Genomic DNA, 26,432 nt, shown 5'->3' with positions numbered 1-26,432 from the left:
AGCGAGCGCCCCGGCGGGCCCGTCACACGCCGGGGACCCCGGCCCCCTCCATCAGCCCACTGACCTCGGTCCCCGGCGGCGTCAGCAGAAACACATTCCGGTCCACCCGATGCATCCCGCTGCCCAGCCCGAAGACAACGCCGGTGCTGAAGTCGAGAACCCGCTTGGCGACGTCGTTCTCCGCGCCCGTCAGATCCAGCAGCACCGGAATCCCCGCCATCAGTGTCTCGGCGACCTCGCGGGCGTCCCCGAACACATTGACCCGCAGGACGACGAAGCGCCGCCGGGGCTCGGTCTCCGCCTCGGGCATCGCACGGTGGTTCACCGCGGACGGCCACGCGTCGCGGCCGCGCAGCGGCACCACCTGGGCGAGCCCTTCCCACTGTTCATCGGTGACGTCGTGGCTGTTCACCGGCTCCCCCCGCCCTGACTCGCCTTCAATGCCTGCACCAGCCAATTCTTACGTCAAGTCACCCGTTCGGCCCAACAGCGACACGGACCGCGACGGTATCGCACAGCGCCACATCCCTCACATCGCGCCATCCGGGACTGTGTGGCCGACGTAACTCCTCACGATCAAGGGATGTGACCTCGACGTAACGGGCAATTCGTACGCTCCAGACATCACCCCGACCCGGAAAGGCCCCGCGTGACGTCGACCACCCCCACGACCCAGGTCCGGACGGTCTGCACCTACTGCGGTGTCGGCTGCGGGATCCTGCTGGACGTCGGGACGGGGCCCGACGGGCGGCGTACGGTCCTGAAGGCCTCCGGCGACAGGACGCATCCGGCGAACGCGGGCCGGCTGTGCACGAAGGGCGCGACCACGGCCGACCTGCTCGCCGCGCCCGGCCGGCTGACCAGCGCACTGGTCAGGGACGACCGGGGCGAGGAGCCGGTGCCCTCCCCGGTCGGCGACGCCATCGCCGAGACCGCCCGCCGGCTCCGCGCGGTCATCGACGAGCACGGGCCGGACGGCGTCGCCTTCTATGTCTCGGGGCAGATGAGCCTGGAGGCCCAGTACCTTGCGAACAAGCTGGCCAAGGGGTTCATCAGGACCAACCAGATCGAGTCGAACTCACGGCTGTGCATGGCCAGTGCGGGCATGGGATACAAGCTCTCCCTCGGGGCCGACGGACCTCCCGGCTCCTACGACGACTTCGACCACGCGGACGTCTTCCTGGTCATCGGCTCGAACACGGCCGACTGCCACCCCATCCTCTTCCTGCGGATGATGGAGCGGGTCAAGGCGGGCGCGAAGCTGATCGTCGTGGACCCGCGCCGCACCGCCACCGCCGCCAAGGCCGATCTCTTCCTCCAGATCAAGCCGGGCACCGACCTCGCCCTTCTCAACGGCCTCCTCCACCTGCTCGTCGAGAACGGCCACACCGACCCCGACTTCATCGCCGCCCACACCGAGGGCTGGGAGGCCATGCCGGCGTTCCTCGCCGACTACACGCCGGCCGCCGTCGCGGAGATCACCGGACTCGCCGAGGCCGACCTCCGCACCGCCGCCCGGCTGATCGGCGAGGCGGGCGAGTGGATGAGCTGCTGGACGATGGGGCTCAACCAGTCCACGCACGGCACCTGGAACACCAACGCCCTGGTCAACCTGCATCTGGCCACCGGCGCCCTCTGCCGCCCGGGCTCTGGGCCCTTCTCCCTGACCGGGCAGCCGAACGCCATGGGCGGGCGCGAGATGGGGTACATGGGGCCGGGGCTGCCGGGGCAGCGGTCCGTCCTCGTCGACACCGAGCGGGCCTTCGTCGAGGAGCTGTGGGAGCTGCCGCCGGGCACCCTGCGCGCCGACGGGGTGGGCAAAGGCACCGTCGAGATGTTCCAGAAGATGGCCGACGGCGAGATCAAGGCCTGCTGGATCATCTGCACCAACCCCGTCGCCTCGGTCGCCAATCGCCGTACGGTCATCGAGGGGCTGGAGGCCGCCGAGTTCGTCGTCACGCAGGACGTCTTCGGCGACACCGAGACCAACGCGTACGCCGATGTCGTACTGCCGGGCGCGCTGTGGACCGAGGGCGAGGGCGTCTTCGTCAACAGTGAGCGCAGCCTCACACTGACCCGGCCGGTGGCCGACCCGCCGGGCGAGGCGATGGCCGACTGGCGGATCATCGCGGCCGTCGCGTGTGCGATGGGGTACGAGAAGGGGTTCTCGTACGACAGTGCCGAGGACGTCTTCGAGGAGATACGGCGGGCCTGGAACCCGGTGACCGGCTGGGATCTGCGCGGGGTGACGTACGAGCGGCTGCGGGCGACTCCCGTGCAGTGGCCGGCGGCGGACGTGGAGGGCCCCGCCCGCAATCCGATCCGGTACGTCGACGCGGACGCGGACGGCGGGCTGCGGTTCCCGACCGCGAGCGGGCGGGGCGTCTTCCACGCGCGCCCGCATCTCCCGGCCGCCGAGATGCCGGACGGCGACTATCCCTTCGTACTGAACACCGGGCGGGTGCAGCACCAGTGGCACACGCTGACGAAGACGGGAAGGGTCGCCAAGCTCAACAAGCTGAACCCGGGGCCGTTCGTGGAGGTGCATCCGCAGGACGCGCGGGAGTTGGGGATCGCCGACGGGGACCGGGTGGAGGTCGCCTCGCGGCGGGGGCGGGCGGTGCTGCCGGCCGTCGTGACCGACCGGGTGCGGCCGGGTGACTGTTTCGCGCCGTTCCACTGGAACGACCTGTTCGGGGAGTACCTGAGCGTCAACGCGGTGACCAGTGACGCGGTGGATCCGATCTCCTTCCAGCCGGAGTTCAAGGTGTGCGCCGTGTCCCTGACGAGGGTGGCGGCTCCCGCGGCTCCTGTCGCGGAGGGGCCGGTGGCAGCGCTGACGCCGACGGCCGTCACCCCCGGCCCGGCCGACCCCTTCGGTCTGGAACCCGCCGCGCCGCCCGTCCTCTCCGCACAGGAACGCCTCTACCTGACCGGCTTCCTCGCCGGCATCGGGACCGGCGCGCCCGGCATCCCCGTCCTGCCGCCGGACGCGCCCTTCAGCCCCGAGCACGCGCTGTGGGTGAACGGCGTCCTGGCCGGCATGTACTCCCGTACGGCGGCGGAACCGACCGATCAGCAGGGCCGCGAGGTCGTCGTGCTGTGGGCCTCGCAGACCGGCAACGCCGAGGAGTTCGCCACCGCCACCGCCGAGCGGCTGGGCGCGGCCGGGCACCGGACCAGCCTGGTCGGCATGGACGAGGCCGATGTCCGCGCCCTCGCCCGCACGGCCGACCTGCTCTTCATCACCAGCACGTTCGGCGACGGCGACGCACCCGACAACGGCTCCGGCCTCTGGGACGCGCTGTCCGACCAGCAGGCGCCGCGGCTGGACGGGGTGCGGTACGCCGTGCTCGCCTTCGGCGACTCCTCGTACGACGACTTCTGCGGACACGGCCGCCGTCTCGACGCACGGCTGGACGAACTGGGCGGGGTGCGCCTGGCTCCCCGTACGGACTGCGAGCCGGACTACGAGCCGTCCGCGGGGGCGTGGCTGGAGCAGGTCCTCTCGGCGCTGGGCGGCACTCAGGCCCCCGCCGTCGAGCAGCCGGAGTCGGGGCCCGAACCGGCCCCCAGCACCGCCCGTCTCGTCGGCAACCGGCTGCTCAGCGGGCCCGGCGCCGGCAAGGAGGTGCGGCGCTTCACGTTCGACACCAGCGGGACCTCGCTGACGTACGAGGCGGGCGACGCGCTCGGCATACGGCCGGTCAACTCGCCCGCGCTGGTGGAGGAGTGGCTGGCGGTCACCGGGGTCGACGGCTCGACCGCCGTCCAGGTGCGGGGTGTCGGCGAGATGTCCTTCGCCGACGCCCTGCACCGGCACCTCGACATCACGAAGATCACCCCGGACCTGCTGCGCTTCGTCGCCGAACGGGTCCGGGACGACCGGGAGTTGCGCAGGCTGCTGCGTCCCGACAACAAGGACGGGCTGGCGCAGTGGAGTTGGGGGCGGCAGGCGGTGGACGTCGTCGCCGAGCATCCCGTGCGGGCGGGCGCCGAGGAGTGGGCGGGGATGCTGAAGAAGCTCCAGCCGCGGCTGTACTCCATATCGTCCAGCCCGCTCGTCGACCCGCACAGCGTCTCGCTGACGGTCTCCGTCGTGCGGTACGAGAACCTGCACGGCCGCACGCGCGGCGGGGTCTGCTCGCCCTTCCTCGCCGACGCCGAACCCGACACCGACGTACCGGTCTTCGTGCAGCGCTCCCCGCACTTCCGGCCGCCCGCCGACGCCTCGACGCCGATGGTGATGGTGGGCCCGGGTACCGGTGTCGCGCCGTTCGTCGGCTTCCTCCAGGAGCGGCGCGCGCTCGGGCACAAGGCACCCAACTGGCTGTTCTTCGGCGAGCAGCACCGGGCCACCGACTTCTACTACGAGGACGAGCTGACCTCGCTGCTCGACGGGGGCGTGCTCGCCCGCCTCGACACCGCGTTCTCCCGCGACCAGCGCAACAAGGTGTACGTCCAGGACCGGATGCGCGAGCACGGCCCCGAGCTGTGGCGCTGGTTGCAGGACGGCGCCCACTTCTACGTCTGCGGCGACGCCTCGCGCATGGCCAAGGACGTGGACCGGGCCCTCAGGGACATCGCGGTCACGCACGGCGGTCTGGACGAGGCCGAGGCGTCGGCGTATGTGAAGCAGCTGGCGGCGGCGAAACGGTATGTCCGGGACGTGTACTGACGTAGCCCCTCGGCCGCTCTCTCACCGCCCTCACACCGGACTCTTCATCGGCACCCGCGCGATCTGGACGTCGGCGGCGAGCCATCGACTCGTCGTGGCCGCCGCCGTCTCGGCGTGCTACGCCTCGGTCCTGGTCTGCGGGGTGCTGGCGCTCACCGTGCGCGGGGCGCGGTCGCCGGCCCGGCTGGATGTGTGCGTCCTGGTGACCGCGGTGACGCTGACGCTGTGCGCGTGGGCGATGCACCACGGCGGCAGCGACGAGGCGCTCCTCACCGCCCAGGCCGCCCGCGAGCTGGTCGCCGGGCATCCCGTCTACGGCCGGCCCTGGCCATGGCTCTTCGGCCACGGAGTCGCCCTCACCCCGACGGTCACGGGCGGCTACGACTGCACATACGGCTATCCGCCCCTGGCCCCGCTGCTGACCGCGCCGCTGCTGTGGCTGGGGCACGGGGCGCTGCCCGCGACCGTCGTGAGCACGGCGGCCCTGATCGCCGGCACCGTCGCGCTGTGGCGGATGCTGCCCACACCGTGGCGGTCGGCGGCGACCATGGTCTGCCTCGGCTTCGGGTTCCTGCCGTCGTACGCCCGCCTCGGCTATCCGGCGATCGTGGCGCTGGCCCTGCTGGTGCCGGTGGTGGTGCGGTGGCCTCGGATCGGGCGGGGCGGGCTGCTCGGGAGCGGCGGGCTGGCGCGCGCGGCGTGTCTGGGGGCGGCCTGCGCGGCGCAGCAACTGGCGTGGTTCCTCGCGCCGTTCCTGCTGGCCGGGATCTACGCCGTGCGGCGCGGGGAGCTGGGCGCGCGGGCGGCGGCGCTGGTGGTGGCGCGGGTCGGCGGGGCCGCCGGGGTCGTATGGCTGCTGGTCAACACGTACTTCGTGGTGAGCGAGCCGGGGACCTGGATCCGGGGCATAGCGCTGCCGCTGACCCAGGGTGCCGTGATCCATGGGCAGGGCGTGGTCGGCGTCTCGCTGTACTTCACCGACGGCAGTGACCGGCTCGACTGGTACTCCCACGCGGAGCATGCTGCTGGCGGCGGGACTGCTCGCACTGTTCGTGCTGTTCGTAGGGCGGCTGGGGCCGGCGGCGACCGTGCTGCCGTGGTGCGCGTTCTTCCTGGCGACGCGTTCCCAGGACGGCTACTACCTGATGATGACGCCGCTGTGGCTGGCGGCGGCGGTCACCGCGCCGGCGTCGGAGTTCGCCGCGGCCTGGCAGCCGCGGATGCCGTCGCGGCGTCCGGCGCGGATCGCGGCGGCCGCGCTGCTGCTCACCCCGGCCCTGGCGAGCGCGGCGTGGGCGGCGACCGGGACGCCGCCGCTGGGCATGCGTCCGGCCTCGGTGCGCTGGGCGAGGCCGACTGCCGTGGCGCGTCTGGGAGTCGAGGTCACGAACACGGGCGCCGTCGCCCTCGCGCCCCACTTCACGCTCACCACGGGCCAGGGCATGGGCCGGTACTGGACGGTCGTACGGGGCCCGGCCACGCTGCCCGCCCGTGCGACGGCGCGTTATGAACTACGGCCGCCGACGGGGACGTTCGCGCTGCCCCGGCCGGGCGTACGGATCCGGCTGCGGGCCCTGACGGCCGTACCGCAGACGCTGTCGAGCGTCGATGTCAGGCTGTGGCCGTCCGTGTGAAGCGGAGCGTGGTGGCGACGGTGGTGAGTCCGCGGATCATGCCGAGCTGGTTCCAGCCCATGGCGAACTGCTCGCGGTCGACGCTGAACTCGGCGTCCAGGGTGAGCGAGCGGTCGTCCGCGCCGACGAGGCGGGCGGTGACGGACTTGGGCCGGCTGATGCCCCGGACGGTGAGCTGACCGACGACGTGCACCTCGTCACCGTCGCGCAGTTCGGCGCTGCGGACCGAGAAGGTGATCTCGGGGTGGTTGGCGGCGTCGAAGAAGTCGGCGGAGCGCAGGTGCTCGTCGCGCTTGGCGTTGCGGGTGTCGAGGGAGGCCACGTCGAGGGTGATCGTGCCCACGGCGGAGCCGTCGGGCCGCACCTCGCTGTTGCCGGTGACGGCGGCGAAGGCGCCCTTCACGGTGACCAGGCCCCAGAACGTCTTGTGCCGGACGGCGACGGTGGAGGCGGCGGGGTCGAGCTGCCAGGTTCCGGTTTCGACGGCGACGGTCATGATCTTTCACTCCCGAGATTCTGTAATCCAAATTTGGACGACTCACGCTAGCTGATACTCCAAATTTGAACAACAGCTACACTCGAATTCATGGCCGATCTCTCCGACTGCCCCTCCGTCTCCGGCGACGGACTCCTGCCCGTCGAGCTGCACGCCTGGATGCTGATGCTGGCCGCGACGGGAGCCGTGGAGCAGGAACTGCGCTCCGTCGTCAAGGAGCGGCTGGACGTCTCGCACGACGAGTTCCTGGTCCTGTGCCTGCTGGCCGCGGACCCGGGCCAGGCGGTGCGCATGACGCGGATCGCCGAGCTGCTGGGCCGCCCGAAGACCCGCCTCACCTACCAGATCGCCTGCCTCCAGCACGCCGGTCTGGTCACCCGCAAGTCGGTCTGCGGCGACAAGCGCGGCGTCGAGGTCGCCCTCACCGAGAAGGCACGCGGCCTGCTCAAGGAGGCGTCCGAGGTCCTCGCCCACACGGTCAAGGAGGCGCTGGAGCGGTTCATGGGTCCCGCCCAGCGCCAGGCGATGTGCGCACTGATGCCCGATTTCGCCACGGAGGCGACACCGGACGGGAGTTGACGCGTCCCGCGAACGTTGCGCGCACGACCGGCGTCATAGCGGTACCCGTCCTCGAAGGGAGCGCCGCCATGACCGCCGTACCCGTGACTGCCCGCGCCGCACTGGTGGGGGGCTTGATCTGCGCGGTCGCCGCCTGCGGCACCGGCACCGAGAGCGCCCCCGCGCAGGAGCTCGCCGCATGGCGGGAACCCGCCTCGTACACCTACACGCTCCGTTCGAGCGAAGGAGAACGGAGCCTGATCGGCGCCTTCCGGATCACCGTCCGCGACGGCGCCGTGGTCAGGGCGGCAGGCCTCGACGACAGCGGCCGACGGGTCGTCGAGGACCGCCCCGACGCGGTGCCCACCATCGGGGAACTCCTGGCGGAGTTGGCGCAGGCGCGGCGGGACGACGCGGACAAGGCCGAGGCCGAGTACGCGGACGACGGGCACCCGGTGCGGATCTCGCTGGACTGGATGGAGAACGCGATCGACGACGAAGCCCTGTACGCCATCAGCGACTTCGAACCGGCCGAAGGCTAGCGGGGAGCTGCGCTGCCGTGCGGGTACGGATGGACAGTTCCGGTACAAGATCCCAAATACCGGCGCGTCAAAGGATGATTTGGGGCATTTCTCATTAATCTCCCGTGGCTGTAAGGAGTCGATCCTTCACGAAACGCATCCGCCTCGCTCCACCGGAGATGACATGCACAAGCTTCGCAAGGCAGCCGTCCTGGTCGCCGCCCTCAGCACCGTCGGAGTCCTGACCGCCGGCACCGCCCACGCCGACGGCCCGGGGGGCAACCAGTACGGCGTCACGCAGAGCACCAACTGCAAGTCCCACGACCTGAACATCGACATCCTCGGTGTGGTCGGCCTGCTCAACGGCGTTCTGGGCAACGGCCTCAACGGAGAGGGCAACTCGGGCAGCCAGAGCACCCACCTCGGTTCGACGATGGGCTGCAACAACAGCGCCTTCTAGGCGAGCCGCAGCACCACCGCAGGTCACAGGCGGTCAGCGCACAGCTGACCGCCTGTGAGGGTTCGTTGCCGTCAGCCGGCGGCCATCGCCACCCCCGCGTACGCCACCACCGTCAGGGCCAGTACGGCGGCGGGCACGGCCCGTGCGGGCGGGTCGCCGTGGCGCAGGTGGACCACGGCGGCCCCGGTCATCAGCAGCGCCAGCCCGCCGGCGGCGGCCACCCCGAGCGGGACCGAAGCCGTCCCGAGCAGCAGCCCGACCGCTCCGGCCACCTCCAGGGCGCCGATGACCCGGTAGCGCCCCGCCGACATGCCGAGGTGGGCTGCCGCCCGGCGCATGAACGGCACCGCGGCGATCTTCGCGAGGCCCAGCGGGACGAAGACCACGGAGAGCGCGACGGCGAGGGCGATCTGTGCCGTCGTCATGCCGACCCCTCCCGGCGCCCGGCGCCGAGGCGGGCGAAGTGGTCGATGAGGTCGGGAGCGTCCACGGCGGCCGGGTTGACGACCCACTCGGCCGGGACGCCCTGGAGGAGGCGTTTGATCGGGACCTCCAGCTTCTTGCCGGTACGGGTGTGCGGGATCCCCGGCACTTCGAGGATCTCGTCGGGCACATGGCGGGGTGAGGCGCCCGTGCGGATGGCGTCGCAGATCTTCTCGCGGAGTACGTCGTCCAGGCTCACCCCGGCCGCGGGGACCACGAAGAGCGGCATCCAGTACCGCCGTCGGGCTCCTCCGCGCCGATGACCAGTGCCTCGGTGATCTCGGGCAGCCGTTCGACGACATCGTGGATGTCGGCGCTGCCCAGGCGAACGCCGTTGCGGTTGAGGGTGCTGTCGGAGCGGCCGTGGACGATCACCGAGCCATGACCGGTGACCGTGATCCAGTCGCCGTGCCGCCATACGCCCGGGTAGGACGAGAAGTAGGCGTCGCGATAGCGGGTGCCGTCGGGGTCGTTCCAGAAGTGCAGCGGCATCGACGGCATGGGACGGGTGAGGACCAGCTCTCCGACCTGGTCGGTGACCGGGAAGCCCTCGGCGTCGTACGCGGCCAGCGCCACGCCCAGGTGGGGCGCGGACAACTCCCCCGCCCAGACGGGGGTGTTGGGCGCGCTGCCCGCGAAGCCGGAGACGACGTCGGTGCCGCCGCTGGTCGAGGCCAGCAGCACGCCCTCGCCCACATGGTCGCGGACCCAGGGGTAGGCGGAGGCGGGCAGGGCGGAGCCGGTGCAGCCGACCACGCGGATCGATGACAGGTCGTGCACGGACGGGTCGATGCCGAACTTGGCCATGCCCAGCAGGTACTGGGGGCTGGTGCCGAAGACGGTGACGCGGTGGCGGGCGGCCAGTTCCCAGAGGATGTCGGGCTGGGCGAAGGGCGCGGGGCTGCCGTCGTAGGTACACGTGGTGGCCCCGGTGAGCAGCGTGGAGGCGACCAGGTTCCACATCATCCAGTGGGTGGTGGTGTACCACAGCAGGCGGTCTTCGGGGCCGAGATCGCAGTGCAGGCCGAGGGTCTTCAGGTGCTCCAGGACGACACCGCCGTGTCCGTGGACGATGCCTTTGGGCAGGCCGGTGGTGCCGGAGGAGAAGACGACCCACAGGGGATGGTGGAACGGCACCGGTGTGCAAGCGAGTTCCTCGGTGCGGGTGGCCGCGTCCTCCCACGGGACCACCAGCGACGGGTACGCCGTGGTCGGCCACGGCAGGCCCACGTGGTCCACCAGCAGCGTGGCCTTCAGCGTCGGCAGCGCTCCGGCGAGTTCGAGGGCGGCGTCGCGGCGGTCGTGGGTGGTGCCGTTGAAGAGGTACCCGTCGGCGGCGATCAGCACAGTGGGCCGGAGCTGCGCGAACCGGTCGGCGGCCGCCCGGGGCGCGTAGTCCTGCCCGCACACCGACCACACGGCACCGAGGCTCGCGGCGGCCAGGAACGCGACGATGGCGTGCGGGGTGTTGGGCAGGTAGCCGACGACCCGGTCGCCCTTGCCGACGCCCAGCTCGCGCAGGGTGGCGGCGACGGAGGCGACCAGGGAGCGCAGCCGTGCTCCCGTCACCTGGTACCCGGCGCCGGTCTCGTCCAGCGCGATGATCGCGGGCCGGTCGGCGGCGAGGTCGCGCAGGGCGTGGTGGGCGTAGTTGAGGGTGGCGCCGGTGAACCAGCGGGCGCCGGGCATGGTTTCCTCGGCCAGCACCTGCTCGTACGGGGTGTCCGCGTCGATACCGAAGTACTCCCACACCGCTGCCCAGAAGCCCTCCAGGTCGGTGACCGACCAGTGGTGCAGTGCGGCGTAGTCGGTGCCGTCCAGCCCGACATGGCGGGCGAAGTCCATGATGCGGCTGTCCTCGACGTCCCGTGGATCGGGCGTCGTGAAGGGGTCCGGGTACGGCCTGGTCATCGTGTGGCGCTCCTCAGCAGGCTTTTCTCGACGGTCCGTGGGGATGGCTGGGGGCTGCGCGCGGAGTGCAGGAGGGCCGCCCAGGCGGCGGTGTCCGTGAAGTCACGGGCCCCCGCCGGGACGACGTCCATGACGACGCGGTCGGGGCGCAGCAGTACGGCGTCGGCCCCGCCGGCGCGCAGCCAGGCGGCGAGCGTGCCGTCGTCGCGGAGTCCGGTCACGGGCATCGCGCGGGCGCCGAGGCCGTGGGCGAGGGCGTTCAGCGAGGGCGAGGGGTCGGCGGCGGTCAGGACGGTGAAGGTGTCGCCGAGGACCTCGTCGAGACGGGTACGCCGTCCGTCGGCGTCGACCCACGGTTGCGGGCAGTGGGTGCCCACGAGGCGGCTGCCGCGGCGGCCACGGCGCCGCACGAGGGGCCCGGTGGTCAGGGCCGGGCTGATATCGCGGCCGGCCGCCTCGGTCAGGGCGGGTATGCGGCAGGCCACGGCCAGGAGCCTGCGGCGCAGCGCGGCGGCGCCGTCCTGGCCGCCGGTCATCGCCCAGCCCATGGCGACCGCGAGCCGGATCACATGCCGGGCGTGGGGCGCCCGCTCGCTCTCGTAGGTGGCGAGCAGCCGCTCGTCGCCGCCCTGCCGGAGGACCCGGGCGAGCTTCCAGGTGAGGTTGTAGGCGTCCCGCAGCCCCGCGCACAGTCCCTGTCCGATGAACGGCGGGGTGAGGTGGGCGGCGTCGCCGAGGAGGAAGACCCGTCCGCTGCGCCAGCGGTCGGCGATCCGTGCCCGGAAGGTGTACGCCGTCTCGCGGACGATCTCGAAGTCGCCCTCGTACGAGGTCGGCAGCCACGGGGCGACCAGCTCGCGGACCGGCTGCTCCTCGCCGTCGCGCAGCCGGAACTCCCAGCGGTAGCTGTCCTCGGCGACGCGCATGAAGGTCGCCGGCCGGTCCGGGTCGCAGACCTGGTCGACGCCCTCCCAGCAGCGGACGTCGGCCGTGGTGCGCACGTCGATGACGGTCCAGCGCTCCTCGAAGCGCAGGTCCTCCCATTGGGCACCGATGGCCTCGCGGGTGAGGCTGTTCGCGCCGTCGCAGCCGAGGACCGCCTCGGCCCACAGGTGATGCTCACCGGCCTTGTCGCGGTAGGTCACACGCACCGGGCCCTCGGCGTCCGACGCGATGCCGGTGACCTCCGCCCCGCTGAGCAGTTCGCACTCCGGGCGCCGGGCCAGGGCGTCGCGCAGCAGTCGTTCCAGTGCGGGCTGCTCGAACATGTTGGTCTGCGGGTAGCCGTGCGGTCCGTGCTCGACGCGGCGGAACTCGGCCATCACCCGGTGCCGCGCGTCCAGCAGCCGCAGCCCGTTGCCGGTGCGGGACATCGCGGCGAACTCCTCGCCGACGCCCACGGCCTGGAGGATCCTGCGCACCTCGTCGTCGACGACGAGGGCACGCGGGAGCGGGTAGACGTCCTGGTGGCGTTCCAGGACGACGCTGCGCACTCCGCGCCGGGCGAGCAGGAGGGCGGCGGTCACGCCCACCGGGCCGGCGCCGATGATCACGACGGGTGTGTCTGACGAGTGTCTCTCGACGTTCATATGCGGCTCGCCTCGGGTCCTACTGCGCGTCCGCGACGGGCGTGCGCTGCTCGCCGAGGTCGATACGGCCGTCGGGGGTCGTGATCGTCGCCGTGATCACGTCGCCTGTGCGCAGGTAGTGCGGGTTCTTGGCCTGGCTCTTGAAGAACGCCTTCCACTTCACGGCGGGCGGCAGCAGCGCGCCGATCTTCTCGACCGGCTTGGGCGGGGCCTTCAGGGCGGTACCGCCGGGGGTGCCGGTCAGCAGCAGGTCACCGGGGTCGAGGGTCTGGAAGCGGGCCAGCAGCGTCAGCGCCCGCGCCGGGCGGACGATCATGTCGGCGAGGGTGCGGTCCTGGCGCAGCTCGCCGTTGACGCTCAACCTCAGCCGCAGGTCGAGGAGATGGGTGAAGTCGTCCGGCTCAAGCAGCGTGAGGTGGGGCCCGGTGGGCGTGAAGGTCGGGTACGACTTGCTCTCGTAGAACTGCGTCTTGGTCAGCTGGACGTCGCGGGCGCTGATGTCGTTGGTGACGACGAGCCCGGCGACGTACGACGGCAGGTCGTGCTCCTCGACGACGGTGCCGACGGGCAGGGGCGCTCCCATGACGAGGCCGAGTTCGATCTCGTAGTCGAGGATCCTCACATGCGAGGGCCGGACGACCGCCTCGCCGGGGCCGCTGACCGAGCCGGACGCCTTGCGGAAGAAGGCGGGCGGGATATCGCCGGTGAAGCCCGAATCGCGGGCGTGGCTGCGGTAGTTGACCATCTGGGCGACCACCCGGCAGGGGGTGGTGACCGGGGACAGCGCCACCAGGTCGGCGACGGGCGTGCCCGCCTCACCGGAGAGCGCGGCCTCCTGTACGGCGGCCCGGTCGGCGATCAGCTCGGCGGTGGTGACGGCCTTGGTGCCGACGGGGACGGCGCGCTCACCGCGCACCACCCACCACCCGTCGGCGGTGCGCAGGACATTGGTGCTCATGAGTTCACAGCTTTCAGCAGGCCCAGCAGACGGGCGGGGTCGAGTTCGTTGTCACCGCGCAGGGCGTTCAGCACCTCGCGGAGCTTTGCGGGGGTGGGCGTGGCGCCGAGGAAGTCACGGGTGGCCGGCGGGCCCCACTGGGCCAGGCCGCTCGTGGACATGGGCGCCCAGCCGGGCTCGACGTCGTGGGAGAACAGGTCGCCGTCGGCGAAGTGCTCCAGCATGAAGCGGTCGGGGTCGCGCCAGTAGTCGAAGAGCTGGCTGCCCTGGATGTGCCGTCCGATGCCCCAACTGCGCTTGTAGCCACGCTCGTTCAGGTACTCGCCGCCGGCCGCGATCGAGTCCAGGTCGGTGACCTGGTAGGCGGAGTGGACATAGCCGCTGCCGGGCCCGAGATGCATGGCGAGCGTGTGGTGGTCGGCCGGCACGCCGCCCAGATCGCAGCGTATGAACGCCATCGTGGGACCCCGGTCGCGCTGCCCGTCCAGGAAGAGGAAGTCGGACACGATCATCCCGAGGGTGTCCAAATACCAGTCCAGGGCGCGGGCGAACACCCTGGTCTCCAGGACCACATGCCCCAGGCGCTGGATGCGGGACGGCGCGCGGGGCGGGCGCTGGGGGGCGTTCGTACGGCGGTGGTCGGTGCCGAAGTTGAGCAGCAGCGGTCGCTGCTCGGGGAGCGCAGGCAGCCGCTCCGCGCAGTGCACCACGCGCACCGGGAAGCCCGACGGGTCGAGCAGGTCCACGGCCTTGCCGCCGCCGGGGACATCCGCGTCGCGGACGTCCGTCCCCGTCGCCCGCGCCAGCCGGTCCAGGTCGGCGCGCTCTGCGGCGCGGAACGCCGGCCCGATGAAACGGGACGTACGACCGCGCCGGATCACCATGCACGGCGAGCCGGCGAGGGTGCCGCGCAGCCACAGCTCCTGATCCGTGCGTGCGGCGATCTGGAAGCCGAAGTCCCGGGCGAACACCTCGGCACGGTCCAGGTCCGGCTTCTCGAACTCCAGCCAGGCCAGGTCGGCCACCTTGATCACAGGGTTCCGGGACCTGCCCGGGTGCTCGCCGCGCAGGGCGCCCTGCTCGCCGTGAAGGTCCTGGTGGGCCGTCTTGGCCTCAGCCCCATGGACGCGGGTTTCAGACATGGTGCCCTCCTCCGGCAACACTGCCGTAATGAGGAAATCATCAATCTTGACAGTCTCGTCGTCAAGACGTTCGCGGCAGGAAATGATGAATTCATCAGGACTGCGATCTCCATCGCCGCCACCGTTAGACTCGACGCATGTCTACGTCAGCCGCGCCCGCCAACCGGTTCGAGCGCCGTCGCGCCGAGACCCGCGCGGCGCTCGTCCGCGCGGCCCGGCAGATACTCGCCGAGACCGGGGACACCAGTGCCAGCATCCAGGCGATCGCCGAGCGCGCCGACGTCGGCTTCGGCTCCTTCTACAACCACTTCGAATCGAAGACGGAGCTGTTCGAGGCGGCGGTGGATGACGCGCTCGAGGAGTTCGGCCAGACCTTCGACGACCGGCTGCGCGGGATCGACGACCCCGCGGAACTGGTCGCCGCGGGCTTCCGCCTCAGTGCCCGGATGGCGGACTCCCACCCGGAGCTGATGCAGGTCCTGCGCCGCCGCGGCCTCGGACACCTCCACTCGGACAACGGCCTGGCCACCCGGGCCCTGCGGGACCTACAGGCCGGCATCGCGTCCGGCCGCTTCACCGCGTCGGACCCCGTGGTGGCGCTGTCCGCACTGGGCGGAACCCTGCTCTCCCTGGTGGAGCTGAGGTTCTCCCGCCCCGACCTGAACGGCGACGAGGCCGCCACGAACCTTGCCGAGCTGGTCCTGCGCATGCTGGGCGTACCACCGGACGAGGCCCACGAGGTCGCCCGGCGCCCGCTCCCCGACCTCGCCTGACGTCACGGCCCGCCTGTTCGAGGAACCTTTCGGCTCATCGGTAGCCTTCACCCTCATGACGCGCGCTTGGATCCTGCCGGTGCTGCTGGTGCTCTGCGGCTCAGTCATGGCGACCGTGTTGATGTGGCGCGGGTCTCTCGGCGAAGCCACAGCGCTCCTGCTCGTGTTCCTGCCGCTCGCAGGCGTGAACTCGCCACTTGTCTTCCCGAGGTCGATCGGCGCGCTGGAGGCGCAGCGCCGCAGTGCGGTCGACGGGCGGCCGGTCGTCTTCTGGCGGTCCGGCTGCCAGTACTGCCTCCGGCTGCGCATCCGGTTGGGCCGCGGCGCCCGCCAGGTGCACTGGGTCGACATCTGGCGTGACCCGGCCGGCGCGGCGGCGGTGAGAGCGGCCAACGGGGGCGATGAGACGGTGCCGACCGTCGTCGTGGCGGGGCGTCCGTACGTCAACCCCGATCCGGCCTGGGTGCGCGAACAGCTCCCGTGAGGTGGCTGGTTCAGGCGCGTACGGGGTCGGCCCTCAATAGGGTGCGGGGGCATGACGGGCTCTACGGGGGAAGCAGTCGGCCTCCGGCAGCCGTAGCCGGGGCTCCTTGCCCAGCACCGCCGAGAAGACCGCCGGGGAACCGCCGTCGACCGCGCGCCACAGCGGCGTGGTCCCGTCCGGCAGCACCCGGTCGGGATCCGCGCCGCCCTCCACCAACGCCTCGGCGACCACCTCGTCGTACGCCGCGACCGCCCGGCACAGCACCGGCAGCCCGTCCGCGTCCACCGCGTCCGGATCCGCGCCCTTGCCCAGCAGATCCCGCACCGCCTCGGCGTCCCCCGCCCGAACCGCCGACCTGAGCCGACCGTCGAGCCCGCCCTCGCCCATACCCCTGTCCCCCATTCCGAATGACGTCGCTGCCCCGTGCCGAACCCCACCCGGAGCTGATCCTCGGTGGCCGACGTCGCGAGCGGTCCGTGCCGCCGCCGAGCAGTCAGCGCGCCGTCAGCGCACCGACGGCTCGGAGGCGGTGAAGCGCTCGAACCCCGCGTGGAAGGCCGTACCCTGCGGATCGGTCGCGCTGTAGTGGAACGCGGCCACACCGCATCCCCGCTCATCGAAGGCGGCTCCGGTGTACGAGGCGACACGGCTGCCGTCGACGGCGAGTTCCACCTTGATCCGGCCCTCGCCGGCCGAGGAACAGGTCATCGACATGTCGACCTGCTGCTGACTGGCCACCTTCAGGCCGACGTCAGCGAGGTCGACCTCGACGACCCGGTCATGCTGGAAGGCTCCCTCGAACCGGAACTCACGCACGATCAGGGCCTCCTGACCGGTGGTCAGATAAGTCGCCCAGCGGGAACCCGTCCCGTAGTCCCCCGAGCCGTTGCACCACAGCCCGACCCCGCCCTCGCCCCCGTACCAGGCCGCCTGGGTGCTCAGCCGTACCGCGAACGAGGACGGCTCGAAGGGCGCCTGCGGCCACACCTCCAGCTGGGTCCTGGGACTCACCAGCATGGTGCCGCCCTCGTGGGTGATCTTCCCCAGGGTCGGATCCCGGTGCGACCAGTCACCCGAGTCGGTCAAGTCATCGGTGTACGAGAGGAGTTGGGAGCTCGTGGATCTCCCGGACGACGCGGACGATACGGATGACGCGGATGACGCGGACGAGGGCCCCGAGCCATGGGCCTGCGGGCCGCCGCCCTCCGCCGGCGAGCCCCCCGAGGTGGTACTGAGCACGATGGCGAGCAGCACGGCCGCAGCGGCACTACCGCCCGCGAACCCCCACAGCCGCAGCTGCTTGGCGTTGGTGCCGGGGCCGGCGCCGTCACCCCCGCGTCCGGGCGATGGCGGCAGCGATGGCGACGGCGACGGCGACCGGGTATCCGGCTCCGCCTCAGCAGCCCCGGCGAGCCTGGCGACGAGCTGGGCAGCGGTGGGACGTTCCGCCGGGTCCTTGCGCAGACAGTCGGCGATGACCGAACGGACCGGCTCCGGCACCGCCGCGAGATCCGCGTCGCGCTCGCACACGGCGACGAGCACTTCGTAGTCGCTCTCCCCTTCGAAGGGATGCCGCCCCGTGGCGGCGTAGTACAGCGTGCCACCGAGGGAGAACACATCGGAGGCGTCTGTGACCCGGAGCGACTTGACCTGCTCGGGCGACATGTACGCGGGCGAGCCGAGCACACTGCCCGGTGTGGTGAGCGCCGACTCCAGCAACCGGTCGTCGCGGGCGATACCGAAGTCGATGATCCGCGGTCCGTCCGGGGAGAGCAGGATGTTGGACGGCTTGATGTCCCGGTGCACGACACTCACCCGGTGCACCTGCGCCAACGCGTGCGCGACGGCCAGCGCCAGGGGCTGCAGCCGCCCGGCGGGCAGCGGGCCGTTGGCGGCCACATGCTGGTGGATCGTGGGGCCCGGGACGAACTCGCTGACGATGTAAGGGTGTCGACCGGTCAGGTCGGCGTCGAGCACACGGGCCGTGGCCAGTTCACCGACCCGGCTCGCCGCGCCGAACTCCCGGCGTACGCGGGCGAGCGCGACCTCGTCGTACTCCTTGCCCGGCAGCAGGAACTTCACCACGACCTGCCGCCCCGCCCGGTCCCGGGCGAGCCACACCACCCCTTGCCCGCCCCGGCCCAACTCGCGCTCACAGATGTACCCGCCCACCGACAACTGCATCCGCGGATCCATGCCCCCGCCCCCAGCCCGCCCCCGGTCCATGGCTGCCCATCAGCGTATCGGCTCCCCGGTCCGCGACAGGCTTGTTGACGGAACGTCCCCGCCTCGGTGACGTGTGGGGCAACTCGGAGGGTGAGTGCGGGAGGACAGCAGCTGTGATCCGTACGGTCGAGCGGTGAGATCACTCGATGGTGAGTTCATACGCTGTCGCACCCGGTGGGACGCGATGCTCGGAAGGACGGTGGGCCCAGGGCCGCCTGGACGAACGACGGTTGAGGGGGATGGCGTGACGCAAGAAGCGGAAGCGGGACAGTGCGGGGGCTTAGACCGGCAGGCGCTGCTGCTGGCCGCCGGGCTGGCCGATCTGGCGGTGAGCACGGTGGGTTCGACTCTGGGGACCTTGCGGGGGCTGCTGCGCCGGTCGGACGCCTCGGAGTTGGCGGCGGAGGCCGAGCACGAGCTCGTGGCGCGTGGGCGTCTGGTGCTGGACCGGTACGCGGCTGTGCCCCCGGCCCACTTGGAGATCCTCGCCCGGCGCGCTCTGGCTCGGAAGGCCGCCGGTGCCGGCTGAGGGGTGGGAGCAGGACGCGTTCAAGGCCCGCGTCGACGAGGTGGTCCGTCGGTTCGTCGCCCGGGAGGCCGACGAGTTCGCGGCGGTCGATCCGATGCTCGGTGCGGTGGCCGAGAGGCTGGAGGCGGCGGTCGCGGACGGCAAGCGGCTGCGGGCGGCGTTCTGCTACTGGGGGTGGCGGGCGGTGGGGCAGCCGGACAGCGACGCGCTGGTGCGGGCGGCGGCCTCGATGGAGCTGGTGCACGCCGCGGCGGTCGTGCACGACGACCTCATCGACGACAGTGCGCTGCGGCACGGGCGACCCACGACCCACGTCGCCCTACGCGAGGCCGTAGGGGCTCGTCCGGACGCCGATGCCGCCGCGCGGTCGTTGGCGATGCTGGTAGGGGACCTGCTGATGGCATTGGCCGGGCAGTTGTTCGCCACCAGTGGTCTGCCCGCCGCGTATCTCGTCCGGGCCCGCCCGTTGTGGGCGGTGATGGCCCGTGAGCTGATCGCAGGCGAGTGTCTGGAAATCCTGTGCACCGGACTCGGTCCGGACACCGAGGCATCGCTGAAGGTGACGCGGTACAAGACCGCCAAGTACACCGTGGAACAACCCCTGTTGATCGGTGGTGCGCTGGCCGGCGCGGGCGCGCGGCTGCGCGAGGGCTACTCCGCGTACGGGCTTCCGCTGGGCGAGGCGTTCCAGCTCCGGGACGACCTGCTCGGGCTGTTCGGAGATCCCGGACTCACCGGCAAGGCCAATGCCGACGACGTACGCGGCCGACGGCCCACGGCGCTGCTGGCAGAGACGTGGCGTCTCGCCGACGATGCGGAGCGCGAACTGCTGAACTCCCTGCTGAGCCGGGGTGACATGGCCGCGGAGGGACTGGACTCGGTGCGCCGGGTGATGCGCCGGCTGAGAGCGCCCGACCGTATCGAGGCCATGATCCAGGCACGGGTCGAGGAAGCCCTCGGTGCCCTCCACGAACTGGATCTACCGGCGCACGCCGCCACCGGACTGACCGCGCTGGCCCATTCCGCAGCAGTACGCCTGTCCTGACCCTCGCATCGGGGTGGCGCGAGCCCGTGTCGTCCCGGGCAGCCGACCCTTCCGCCTGTCGTGGACGCTCCCGAGGAAGATGAGGAACCCTGCCATGACCTACACCGACCCATCGCTGGACGCCCTGCGGCAGGCCGGGGACGAACTCGCCGACGCCACCGTCGCCGAGCTCTTCGAACGCGGGGAGGTGGGCAAGTTCAACACCCTGATGCGCTACGTCTCCACCGTCGGCGCTCCCCTGCCGGACGGGCTGCCCGACGTCGCGCGCGAGTACCTGGAAGCCACCTGCACCCCGCCGGCCTGGGTGGACTGGGCGGAGATGGAGAAAGCCCGGTTGTTCTTCATCGACAACAACGTGCACATCTCCACGGCGCTGTCCTTCGCATCCATGCCCGCCTGCTACCTCGTCCCGCACGTGGCGAAGCTGCTGTCGGCCACCCACGGGCTGAAGTACCCCTCCAAACGGATGGCGGAGACCGGCCAGTTCACCGTCCTTCTGATGCAGCCCGACGCCTTCGAGGCCGGGAGCCGCTTCATCCCCGCCGCCCAGAAGGTCCGCCTGCTGCACGCCTCCATCCGCCACCACCTCGCCCGCGAGAACCACTGGGACACCGCGGCCCACGGGACGCCGATCTGCCAGGAGGACATGATCGGCGGGCAGATGTTCTTCTCCCTGCTCGTCCTGGACAGCCTGCACCGCCTGGGCATCCACATGTCGACCGAGGGCGCGGAAGCGTACTACTACGCGTGGCGCGTCGTCGGTGCCATGCTCGGCGTCGACCAGGACGCCGTCCCCCAAACCCTCGACGAGGCGCGCCAGTTTCTCGACCTGTACATGGTCCGGCACATGGGTCCCTCCGAGGAGGGCACGCATCTGACCCGGCAGCGGATCGACCTCTACGAGGAGGTGGTGCCCGGCACCCTCCTCGACCCCGTCGTCTCCGCCCTCATCCGCCACCTCATCGGCGGCACCTGTGCCGACTGGCTCGACGTACCGCGCACGACGTGGGACACCGTCGTGAAGGCCGTGCCCCACCTCCTCGGCATCCTGGAAACCATCGAGGACCGCTCCCCCCTCGGCGCCTGGGCCCTGGACCGCCTCGGCCACCTCACCACGGTCCTCGAACTGTCCTCCCTCACCCGTGGACGCGTCATGCACTACGCGATCCCCGAAACCCTCAAGAAGGACTACGGCATCACCAGCGGGGTCCCCCGCACCCACCGATGGACCCCACCGACCGCCACCGTCTGACGCCCCACACGGTCCACGACGACACGCAGCTCGACAGGCTCCCCCTGCACAAGCCCGCCTACGCCCACTCCGGACACCGGCTCGCACATAGACGAGTACAAGCTGAGACTCGGCGCCTGGGAGCAGCCCACACTGAACGGGGAACGCACCCAGGAACGCCTCGCAGATCTCACCGACTCACTGACAGCCAGGTAGGCGGTAGTTGATCGTCATCAGCTGCTCCGGCCGCTGGCCAGCAACAGTCCCCCCTATGCTCCCGGCGAGTGCATGGACCGGCCGGGGCAGGGAAGCAGGAGTAACGCCTGACGTGACGCGGGCAGAAGCTGACGCCCACCTAGGGGATGGCCTATGCGCATTCGCCGCTTTACTGTGTTGGCCACCTTGCTCGCGCTCATTGGGTGCAGTGGGGCGGATGACGACCCCCACACTGCTTACCGCACCGGCTTCAACGCTGGGCTGGACTACTCCGAGCAATGGCCGGACCCTGCGTCTGTCCCGTCGCGTCAGAACATGCAGGAGTACTGCGAGAGCGTCAAGCCGAATGCAGACGATCCTGACGCCCATGGCCACGTGGACCTATGGATGCGTGGCTGCCTCGATGGCTGGTCGCGCAGTGGCGCCGACCCTGAGTACTGGGGCTGACCGGTATCCGGCGGACACGAGCAGCGTGCATCGTCCGGCACGTTCCTCGTGCTCCTCATACAGCAGCGGTTCACGCCTCCGCATGCGGTTGCGTTGGTCTTTACGTCGCCGCCGTTCGCTGGTGCCATCGCGCTCGATCACTGCCCTGGCCGAACTCCACGACGAATGACAGGAATTCGACCGCCGCTACCTCTCACCACCCAGCGGGACATGACCCTCTTCACCCGAAGAGTGCTCCCTTCATGCGACGACTTGAACCCTGAAAAAGTCCCATCGTTGCAGGTCAGGAGCACTCTTCGCGTTTATGATCACCTACCGGACGCCCCGCCTCACGAAAACGCGAGGCCAGCCATCGCGGCAATTGAGTACTTCGTTTGCTCAGCTTTTTCGCTCCCCGGCGGCGCAGTGGGCCCAGGCCTTCCGTTGAGGCCGGCAGGGATGGTCAGGAGGAGATCCTGCCCCTGCTTCCTGCGCCGCCGAGGGGTGGGTCGCCTCCTCCCGCGCGGTCATACGGTTGTGCGCTCTGCGGGCAGGAACTGCCCTCGGTTGTCCGTCAGTTGCAGAAGTTGAGGATGGGCAGGAGGCCGTTCCCGCACTGGAAGTGCTCCCCGCCGTCGCCGCCGTAGGCTGGGGCAGCCTTGGAGGCGACGTGCGTCACGGGCGTCGCCGCCACGGCGGATGTGGCAGTTGCCACCCCCGTCGCACAGACAATGCCCACAGCGGCACTCACCGCGAATACTCGCGGCATCCGGGAAACGACCTTCTTGGGGTGTGTTTTGATGTTCATGCACTCACGATGCACACCCCCGCAACCTGTTGCCCGCCAAGCGCATCCGAGCGGGTGAGCCACCCCCCACAGGGCCCGGTCCGCCTCTTGGAAGCTTCAGGTCCAGATCACCGGCCTGGCTGGTCAGTAGCCGGTCACGATGACTGTTGCGCCAGGTCGCGCGCTTGTCGCAGTGCTCGCCCGGAGCGGCACCGATGGCCTCGGCCGCCTCCGCCTCGGTGAGCTCCCGCAGAATGCGCGCGCCCGTACCCTGATCGTCTCATCAGCGCCCACCACGCGCATGACGCGCATGACGCGCACCAATCAAAACAGCAGGTCAGGAGCCCTTTGCCGCAGGCTCCAGAATCGCCACGCACTCCACATGATGAGTCATCGGAAACAGATCGAACACCCGAAGCATCCGCACCCGATACCCGCCCTCCCCGAAGTACCCCAGATCCCGAGCCAACGCCGCCGGATCGCAAGCCACATACGCGATCCGTCGCGCCCCCAGCGACGCCAGATGCGCCACCGTCTGCCGGCCCGCCCCCGCCCGCGGCGGGTCCAGCACGATCAGGTCCACGTCGGTGATCCCCGTACGCGGCAGCACCGTCTCGACCTTGCCCTGCTCGATCCGTACGCGGTCGAAGTCGGCCAGGTTGTGCCGGGCGTCCTCCACCGCGCGCTTGCCGGACTCGATGCCGAGGACCGCGCCCTGGTCGCCGAGGCGGTCGGCCAGGGCGCCCGCGAAGAGGCCCACGCCGCAGTACAGGTCGAGCGCCATCTCGCCCTTGCGCGGCAGCAGACCCTGCATGACCGCCGTCACCAGGGTGTCCGCGGCCTTCGGGTGGACCTGCCAGAAGCCGCCGCTGCCGACCCGGTAGGTGCGGTCGTCGGCGCGCTCGCGGACGAAGGGGCGGCCGTGGACGCGGTGGACGCCGCCGTCCTTCTCGCCGATCCGCATCACCGACACCGGCCTGTCCAGTTCCACGATCGGCAGGCGCGCGCCCGGCCGGGGCTTCAGGATCACCTGTCGGTCCTGCGAACCCGTCGCCGCGATCGCCTCCACCGACGCCATGCCCGTCCAGTCCCGCTTCTCGATGCCCAGCTCGCTGACACCCTCCGCGGCGATCATGCAGTGGTCGATCGGCTCCACATCGTGCGAGCGGTGCCGGCGCAGTCCGGCGTGACCGTCGGCGTCGACCGCGTACTGCACCCGCGTCCGCCACTGCGGCACCTGTCCCGCGGGCAGCTTGTCGCCCTCGGCCGGCATCACCGTGCCGTCCCAGCCGACATCCTCCGGCGTCAGTCCCGCGAGCCGCTGCAACTGCTCGGCGACGACCTCGCCCTTCATCCGGCGCTGCGCCCCCGGCTTGGCGTGCTGCCAGTCGCAGCCCCCGCAGCGGCCGGGGCCGGCGAAGGGGCAGGGCGCCTCGATGCGGTCCTTGGAGGCCGACAGGACCTCGACCGCGTCCGCGCGCAGGAAGCGGTCACCCTCCTCGCCCTCGGTCACCCGGGCCACGACCCGCTCACCGGGCAGCGTGTGCCGGACGAACAGCACCTGGCCGGCCTCGGTGCGGGCGATGCAGTGCCCACCGTGGGCGACGGGACCGATCTCGACCTCGTACTCCTCCCCCACCAGCGACTTCTTCGGTTCTGCCTGCATGGTGGGGTAACTCCAGATCGAGAGGGGGCACGGCCCTCTCCAGAGGGCTGCGGGGGGCCTGACAACAGCCCACCAGTCTACGTGCTCCGCGCCCCCGTCAATTCCCCCGTCACTTCCGGGCTTCGGTCTCCTTGGCCCGCTCCTGAGCCGGCCCGCGCCGCACCGCACCCGGCGCGTTCCACTCCTGCCGCTTGCGGGCCCGGACCTTCGCCGCCTCCGAGGACTGGAGCTGGTACGGCACCGAGGTGACCATGATGCCCGGCGTGAACAGCAGCCGGCCCTTCAGCCTCAGGGCGCTCTGGTTGTGCAGCAGGTGCTCGTACCAGTGGCCGACCACGTACTCGGGGATGATCACCGACACCGCGTCGCGCGGAGACTCCTTGCGCAGGCTCTTCACGTACTCGATGATCGGCCGGGTGATCTCGCGGTAGGGCGAGTCGAGCACCTTCAGCGGTACGTCGATCCCGCGCCGCTCCCACTCCTCGCGCAGCGCCTTGGTCTCCGCCGGGTCGACGTTGACGCTGAGCGCCTCCAGGGTGTCCGAGCGCAGCAGCTTGGCGTAGGCCAGGGCGCGCAGCGCGGGGCGGTGGATCTTGGAGACCAGGACGACGGAGTGCACGCGGGACGGCCGTACGCTGTCGTCGCTCGGGCCCTCGGGGGCGGCGAGTTCCTCGGAGACGTGGTCGTAATGGCGGCGGATGGCCGTCATCGTCACGTAGAAGATCACCATGCCGAGCAGCGCGACCCAGGCGCCGTGCGTGAACTTGGTGACGAGGACGACGACCAGGACCAGGCCGGTGAAGAAGGCGCCGAAGGTGTTGATCGCGCGGGAGCGGATCATGTGGCTGCGCGTGGCCTGGTCCTTCTCCGTCGCCAGGAGGCGGTTCCAGTGGCGGACCATGCCGGTCTGGCTGAGCGTGAAGGACACGAACACGCCGACGATGTACAGCTGGATCAGCCGGGTGGAGTCGGCGCCGTAGATCCACACCAGCAGTACGGCCGCGCCCGCGAGGAGCACGATGCCGTTGGAGAAGGCGAGCCGGTCGCCGCGGGTGTGCAGCTGGCGCGGCAGATAGCGGTCCTGGGCGAGGATCGAGCCGAGCACCGGGAAGCCGTTGTAGGCGGTGTTGGCCGCGAGGAACAGCACCAGCGCGGTGGCCGCGGCCAGCACGATGAAGAAGAAGCTGCCCTTGCCGAAGACGGCCTCGGCGACCTGTGTGATCACCGGGTTCTGGACGTAGCCGGAGCCGACCGCGACACCGTCCTTGATCAGGTCGACGGCCGGGTTCTCGGCCATGCGGACCTTGGTCACCATGGCGAGCCCGATGATGCCGCAGAACATGGTGACGGCCAGCAGGCCCATCGCGGCGAGCGTGGTCGCCGCGTTCTTGGACTTGGGCTTGCGGAAGGCCGGGACACCGTTGGAGATCGCCTCGACGCCGGTGAGCGCGGCACAGCCGGAGGAGAAGGCGCGCAGCAGCAGGAAGACCATCGCGAAGCCCGCGAGGCCCTCGTGCTCCGCTTTGATCTCGTACGACGCCGTGGGTGCCCGCATGGTGTCGTCGAGGACCAGCCCGCGGAACGCGCCCCACGCGATCATGATGAAGACGCCCGCGACGAAGACGTACGTCGGGATGGCGAAGAGGCTTCCGGACTCCCGGACGCCGCGCAGGTTCATCACTGTCAGCAGCAGGATCACCGCGGCCGCGCACTCGACCTTGTGCTCGACGACGAACGGGACCGCGGAGCCGAGGTTCTCGATGCCGGAGGAGATGGACACGGCGACCGTCAGGACGTAGTCGACGAGCAGGGCGCTCGCCACGGTCAGGCCCGCCTTGGGACCGAGGTTGGTGGTGGCCACCTCGTAGTCGCCGCCGCCGCTCGGGTAGGCGTGCACGTTCTGGCGGTAGGAGGCGACCACCGTGAACATCAGCACGACGACCGCGACCGCGATCCAGGGGCTGAAGTGGTACGCCGACACGCCCGCGATCGAGAGGACCAGCAGCACTTCTCCGGGCGCGTACGCCACGGAGGACAGCGGGTCGGAGGCGAAGACGGGCAGCGCGATGCGCTTCGGCAGGAGCGTTTCCGCCAGCCGATCACTGCGCAGTGCGCGCCCGATCAGAATCCGCTTGGGCACGTCGGTCAGTTTGGACACAACAGAGAATCGTAGGCCCCCGGCCTGGGGCGGAGCACATCCGGGTGAAATCGCGCACGGCGCGGGGGTGAATTCCGTGCCGCGCTCGCGTCCGGCGCCGAGCCGGACGGCGTCCGCATGCCTGAAATGACCTGCGTCGGTACGCTCATCACATCCGGGAGACCCCATGTCGCAGACGACCGCTCAGCTCGTCGGGGCCCTCGTCTCGCTCGCCGGACTGTGCGTCCTGGCCCTCGCCAGCGTCCGCAGCTTCAACCGCCGTTGAGGGCCCGTACGGGGCGCGGCGGGCCGAAGGTTACGGTGGACCGAGGCACACGCGCGGCCACCATCCGTACCGCGAGGGATCATTCAGGCCATTCCCCGGCATGATGTTGCCCAGCGGTCCGCGACCGGCCCGCGACCGTTGCCCGGCGAACCGAGAGAAGGTTATGAGCACCACGTTCACGCAAGTCAGACGCCTC

At 70.9% G+C, this 26,432-nt stretch carries 20 protein-coding genes and 3 pseudogenes; 10 read left to right on the top strand and 13 right to left on the bottom strand.

Annotation, left to right across the window (positions count from 1 at the left end):
- Nucleotides 1–22: 22 nt before the first annotated feature.
- The gene (locus ACZ7NC_RS01295) at nt 23–412 is read right to left on the bottom strand and encodes a cell division protein SepF (protein ID WP_471483833.1); all 390 of its coding nucleotides are present in this window, start codon (nt 410–412) and stop codon (nt 23–25) included.
- Nucleotides 413–649: 237 nt separating this feature from the next.
- Here ACZ7NC_RS01295 and ACZ7NC_RS01290 point away from each other — a divergent pair, with 237 nt between their 5' ends.
- Together ACZ7NC_RS01290 and ACZ7NC_RS01285 are read left to right on the top strand one after the other, a co-directional pair.
- A complete protein-coding gene (locus ACZ7NC_RS01290; protein ID WP_471483832.1) occupies nt 650–4,678 on the top strand; it encodes a molybdopterin-dependent oxidoreductase in 4,029 nt (1,342 codons plus the stop codon).
- Nucleotides 4,659–6,312 (top strand): annotated as a pseudogene (locus tag ACZ7NC_RS01285) (hypothetical protein). Before ACZ7NC_RS01290 ends, ACZ7NC_RS01285 begins: the two are co-directional and overlap by 20 nt.
- Here ACZ7NC_RS01285 and ACZ7NC_RS01280 read toward each other — a convergent pair.
- Complete coding sequence (locus ACZ7NC_RS01280) at nt 6,290–6,808, bottom strand: YceI family protein (RefSeq protein WP_471483831.1); 519 nt, start codon at nt 6,806–6,808, stop codon at nt 6,290–6,292. The pseudogene ACZ7NC_RS01285 and the gene ACZ7NC_RS01280 overlap by 23 nt on opposite strands.
- Before the next feature lie 90 nt (nt 6,809–6,898).
- Between ACZ7NC_RS01280 and ACZ7NC_RS01275 the strand changes: the two genes are divergently transcribed.
- From ACZ7NC_RS01275 to ACZ7NC_RS01265, 3 genes are all read left to right on the top strand, one after another.
- Nucleotides 6,899–7,387, top strand: coding sequence for a MarR family winged helix-turn-helix transcriptional regulator (locus ACZ7NC_RS01275; protein ID WP_471483829.1), 489 nt, complete (start codon nt 6,899–6,901; stop codon nt 7,385–7,387).
- Nucleotides 7,388–7,455: 68 nt separating this feature from the next.
- Nucleotides 7,456–7,908, top strand: coding sequence for a DUF6174 domain-containing protein (locus ACZ7NC_RS01270; RefSeq protein WP_471483828.1), 453 nt, complete (start codon nt 7,456–7,458; stop codon nt 7,906–7,908).
- Nucleotides 7,909–8,071: 163 nt separating this feature from the next.
- Nucleotides 8,072–8,347, top strand: coding sequence for a hypothetical protein (locus tag ACZ7NC_RS01265; protein WP_471483826.1), 276 nt, complete (start codon nt 8,072–8,074; stop codon nt 8,345–8,347).
- A 71-nt stretch (nt 8,348–8,418) separates the two neighbouring features.
- On the opposite strand, the gene ACZ7NC_RS01260 is transcribed toward ACZ7NC_RS01265, so the two are convergent.
- The 5 genes and pseudogenes from ACZ7NC_RS01260 to ACZ7NC_RS01240 form a co-directional block, all read right to left on the bottom strand.
- A complete protein-coding gene (locus ACZ7NC_RS01260; RefSeq protein WP_471483825.1) occupies nt 8,419–8,772 on the bottom strand; it encodes a DoxX family protein in 354 nt (117 codons plus the stop codon).
- A pseudogene (locus tag ACZ7NC_RS01255) lies at nt 8,769–10,741 on the bottom strand (acetoacetate--CoA ligase). The gene ACZ7NC_RS01260 and the pseudogene ACZ7NC_RS01255 overlap by 4 nt, the downstream one beginning before the upstream one ends.
- Nucleotides 10,738–12,330 carry a bifunctional 3-(3-hydroxy-phenyl)propionate/3-hydroxycinnamic acid hydroxylase MhpA gene (gene mhpA, locus ACZ7NC_RS01250; protein ID WP_471483824.1) on the bottom strand — a complete coding sequence of 531 codons (1,593 nt, stop codon included), beginning with the start codon at nt 12,328–12,330 and terminating at the stop codon, nt 10,738–10,740. The pseudogene ACZ7NC_RS01255 and the gene mhpA overlap by 4 nt, the downstream one beginning before the upstream one ends.
- Nucleotides 12,331–12,349: 19 nt before the next feature.
- Nucleotides 12,350–13,288 (bottom strand): fumarylacetoacetate hydrolase family protein, encoded by a 939-nt coding sequence (locus tag ACZ7NC_RS01245; RefSeq protein WP_471483823.1) that lies wholly within the window; start codon nt 13,286–13,288, stop codon nt 12,350–12,352.
- On the bottom strand, nt 13,285–14,430 hold the full coding sequence (locus ACZ7NC_RS01240) for a VOC family protein (RefSeq protein WP_471483821.1): 1,146 nt from the start codon (nt 14,428–14,430) through the stop codon (nt 13,285–13,287). The genes ACZ7NC_RS01245 and ACZ7NC_RS01240 overlap by 4 nt, the downstream gene beginning before the upstream one ends.
- A 137-nt stretch (nt 14,431–14,567) precedes the next feature.
- Between ACZ7NC_RS01240 and ACZ7NC_RS01235 the strand changes: the two genes are divergently transcribed.
- Nucleotides 14,568–15,203 (top strand): TetR/AcrR family transcriptional regulator, encoded by a 636-nt coding sequence (locus tag ACZ7NC_RS01235; protein WP_471483820.1) that lies wholly within the window; start codon nt 14,568–14,570, stop codon nt 15,201–15,203.
- 55 nt (nt 15,204–15,258) lie between these two features.
- Complete coding sequence (locus ACZ7NC_RS01230) at nt 15,259–15,687, top strand: glutaredoxin domain-containing protein (protein ID WP_471483819.1); 429 nt, start codon at nt 15,259–15,261, stop codon at nt 15,685–15,687.
- Nucleotides 15,688–15,720: 33 nt separating this feature from the next.
- Here ACZ7NC_RS01230 and ACZ7NC_RS01225 read toward each other — a convergent pair whose 3' ends face one another.
- Complete coding sequence (locus tag ACZ7NC_RS01225; protein ID WP_471483817.1) at nt 15,721–16,074, bottom strand: ankyrin repeat domain-containing protein; 354 nt, start codon at nt 16,072–16,074, stop codon at nt 15,721–15,723.
- Between the two features lie 117 nt (nt 16,075–16,191).
- On the bottom strand, nt 16,192–17,871 hold the full coding sequence (locus ACZ7NC_RS01220; protein WP_471483815.1) for a serine/threonine-protein kinase: 1,680 nt from the start codon (nt 17,869–17,871) through the stop codon (nt 16,192–16,194).
- 286 nt (nt 17,872–18,157) lie between these two features.
- On the opposite strand from ACZ7NC_RS01220, the gene ACZ7NC_RS01215 reads away from it, so the two are divergent.
- The 3 genes from ACZ7NC_RS01215 (at nt 18,158) to ACZ7NC_RS01205 (ending at nt 20,739) form a co-directional block, all read left to right on the top strand.
- Nucleotides 18,158–18,442, top strand: coding sequence for a polyprenyl synthetase (locus ACZ7NC_RS01215; protein WP_471483813.1), 285 nt, complete (start codon nt 18,158–18,160; stop codon nt 18,440–18,442).
- On the top strand, nt 18,432–19,487 hold the full coding sequence (locus ACZ7NC_RS01210) for a polyprenyl synthetase family protein (RefSeq protein ID WP_471483812.1): 1,056 nt from the start codon (nt 18,432–18,434) through the stop codon (nt 19,485–19,487). The genes ACZ7NC_RS01215 and ACZ7NC_RS01210 overlap by 11 nt, the downstream gene beginning before the upstream one ends.
- Nucleotides 19,488–19,581: 94 nt before the next feature.
- The gene (locus tag ACZ7NC_RS01205; RefSeq protein ID WP_471483811.1) at nt 19,582–20,739 is read left to right on the top strand and encodes an oxygenase MpaB family protein; all 1,158 of its coding nucleotides are present in this window, start codon (nt 19,582–19,584) and stop codon (nt 20,737–20,739) included.
- 1,195 nt (nt 20,740–21,934) lie between these two features.
- Here the strand turns inward: ACZ7NC_RS01205 and ACZ7NC_RS01200 are convergent.
- From ACZ7NC_RS01200 to ACZ7NC_RS01185, 4 genes and pseudogenes are all read right to left on the bottom strand, one after another.
- The gene (locus tag ACZ7NC_RS01200) at nt 21,935–22,168 is read right to left on the bottom strand and encodes a hypothetical protein (RefSeq protein WP_471483810.1); all 234 of its coding nucleotides are present in this window, start codon (nt 22,166–22,168) and stop codon (nt 21,935–21,937) included.
- An 85-nt stretch (nt 22,169–22,253) separates the two neighbouring features.
- Nucleotides 22,254–22,459: pseudogene (locus ACZ7NC_RS01195) on the bottom strand (transposase); the annotation flags it as partial.
- 25 nt (nt 22,460–22,484) lie between these two features.
- The gene (locus ACZ7NC_RS01190; protein WP_471483809.1) at nt 22,485–23,813 is read right to left on the bottom strand and encodes a class I SAM-dependent RNA methyltransferase; all 1,329 of its coding nucleotides are present in this window, start codon (nt 23,811–23,813) and stop codon (nt 22,485–22,487) included.
- Nucleotides 23,814–23,922: 109 nt separating this feature from the next.
- On the bottom strand, nt 23,923–25,971 hold the full coding sequence (locus ACZ7NC_RS01185) for an APC family permease (RefSeq protein ID WP_471483805.1): 2,049 nt from the start codon (nt 25,969–25,971) through the stop codon (nt 23,923–23,925).
- Nucleotides 25,972–26,432 lie beyond the last annotated feature (461 nt).

The sequence above is a fragment of the Streptomyces sp. NPDC111802 genome (assembly GCF_055634335.1).
The sequence above is the reverse complement of the archived record's forward strand: the minus strand, read 5'-3'. Positions and strand labels throughout refer to the sequence as shown.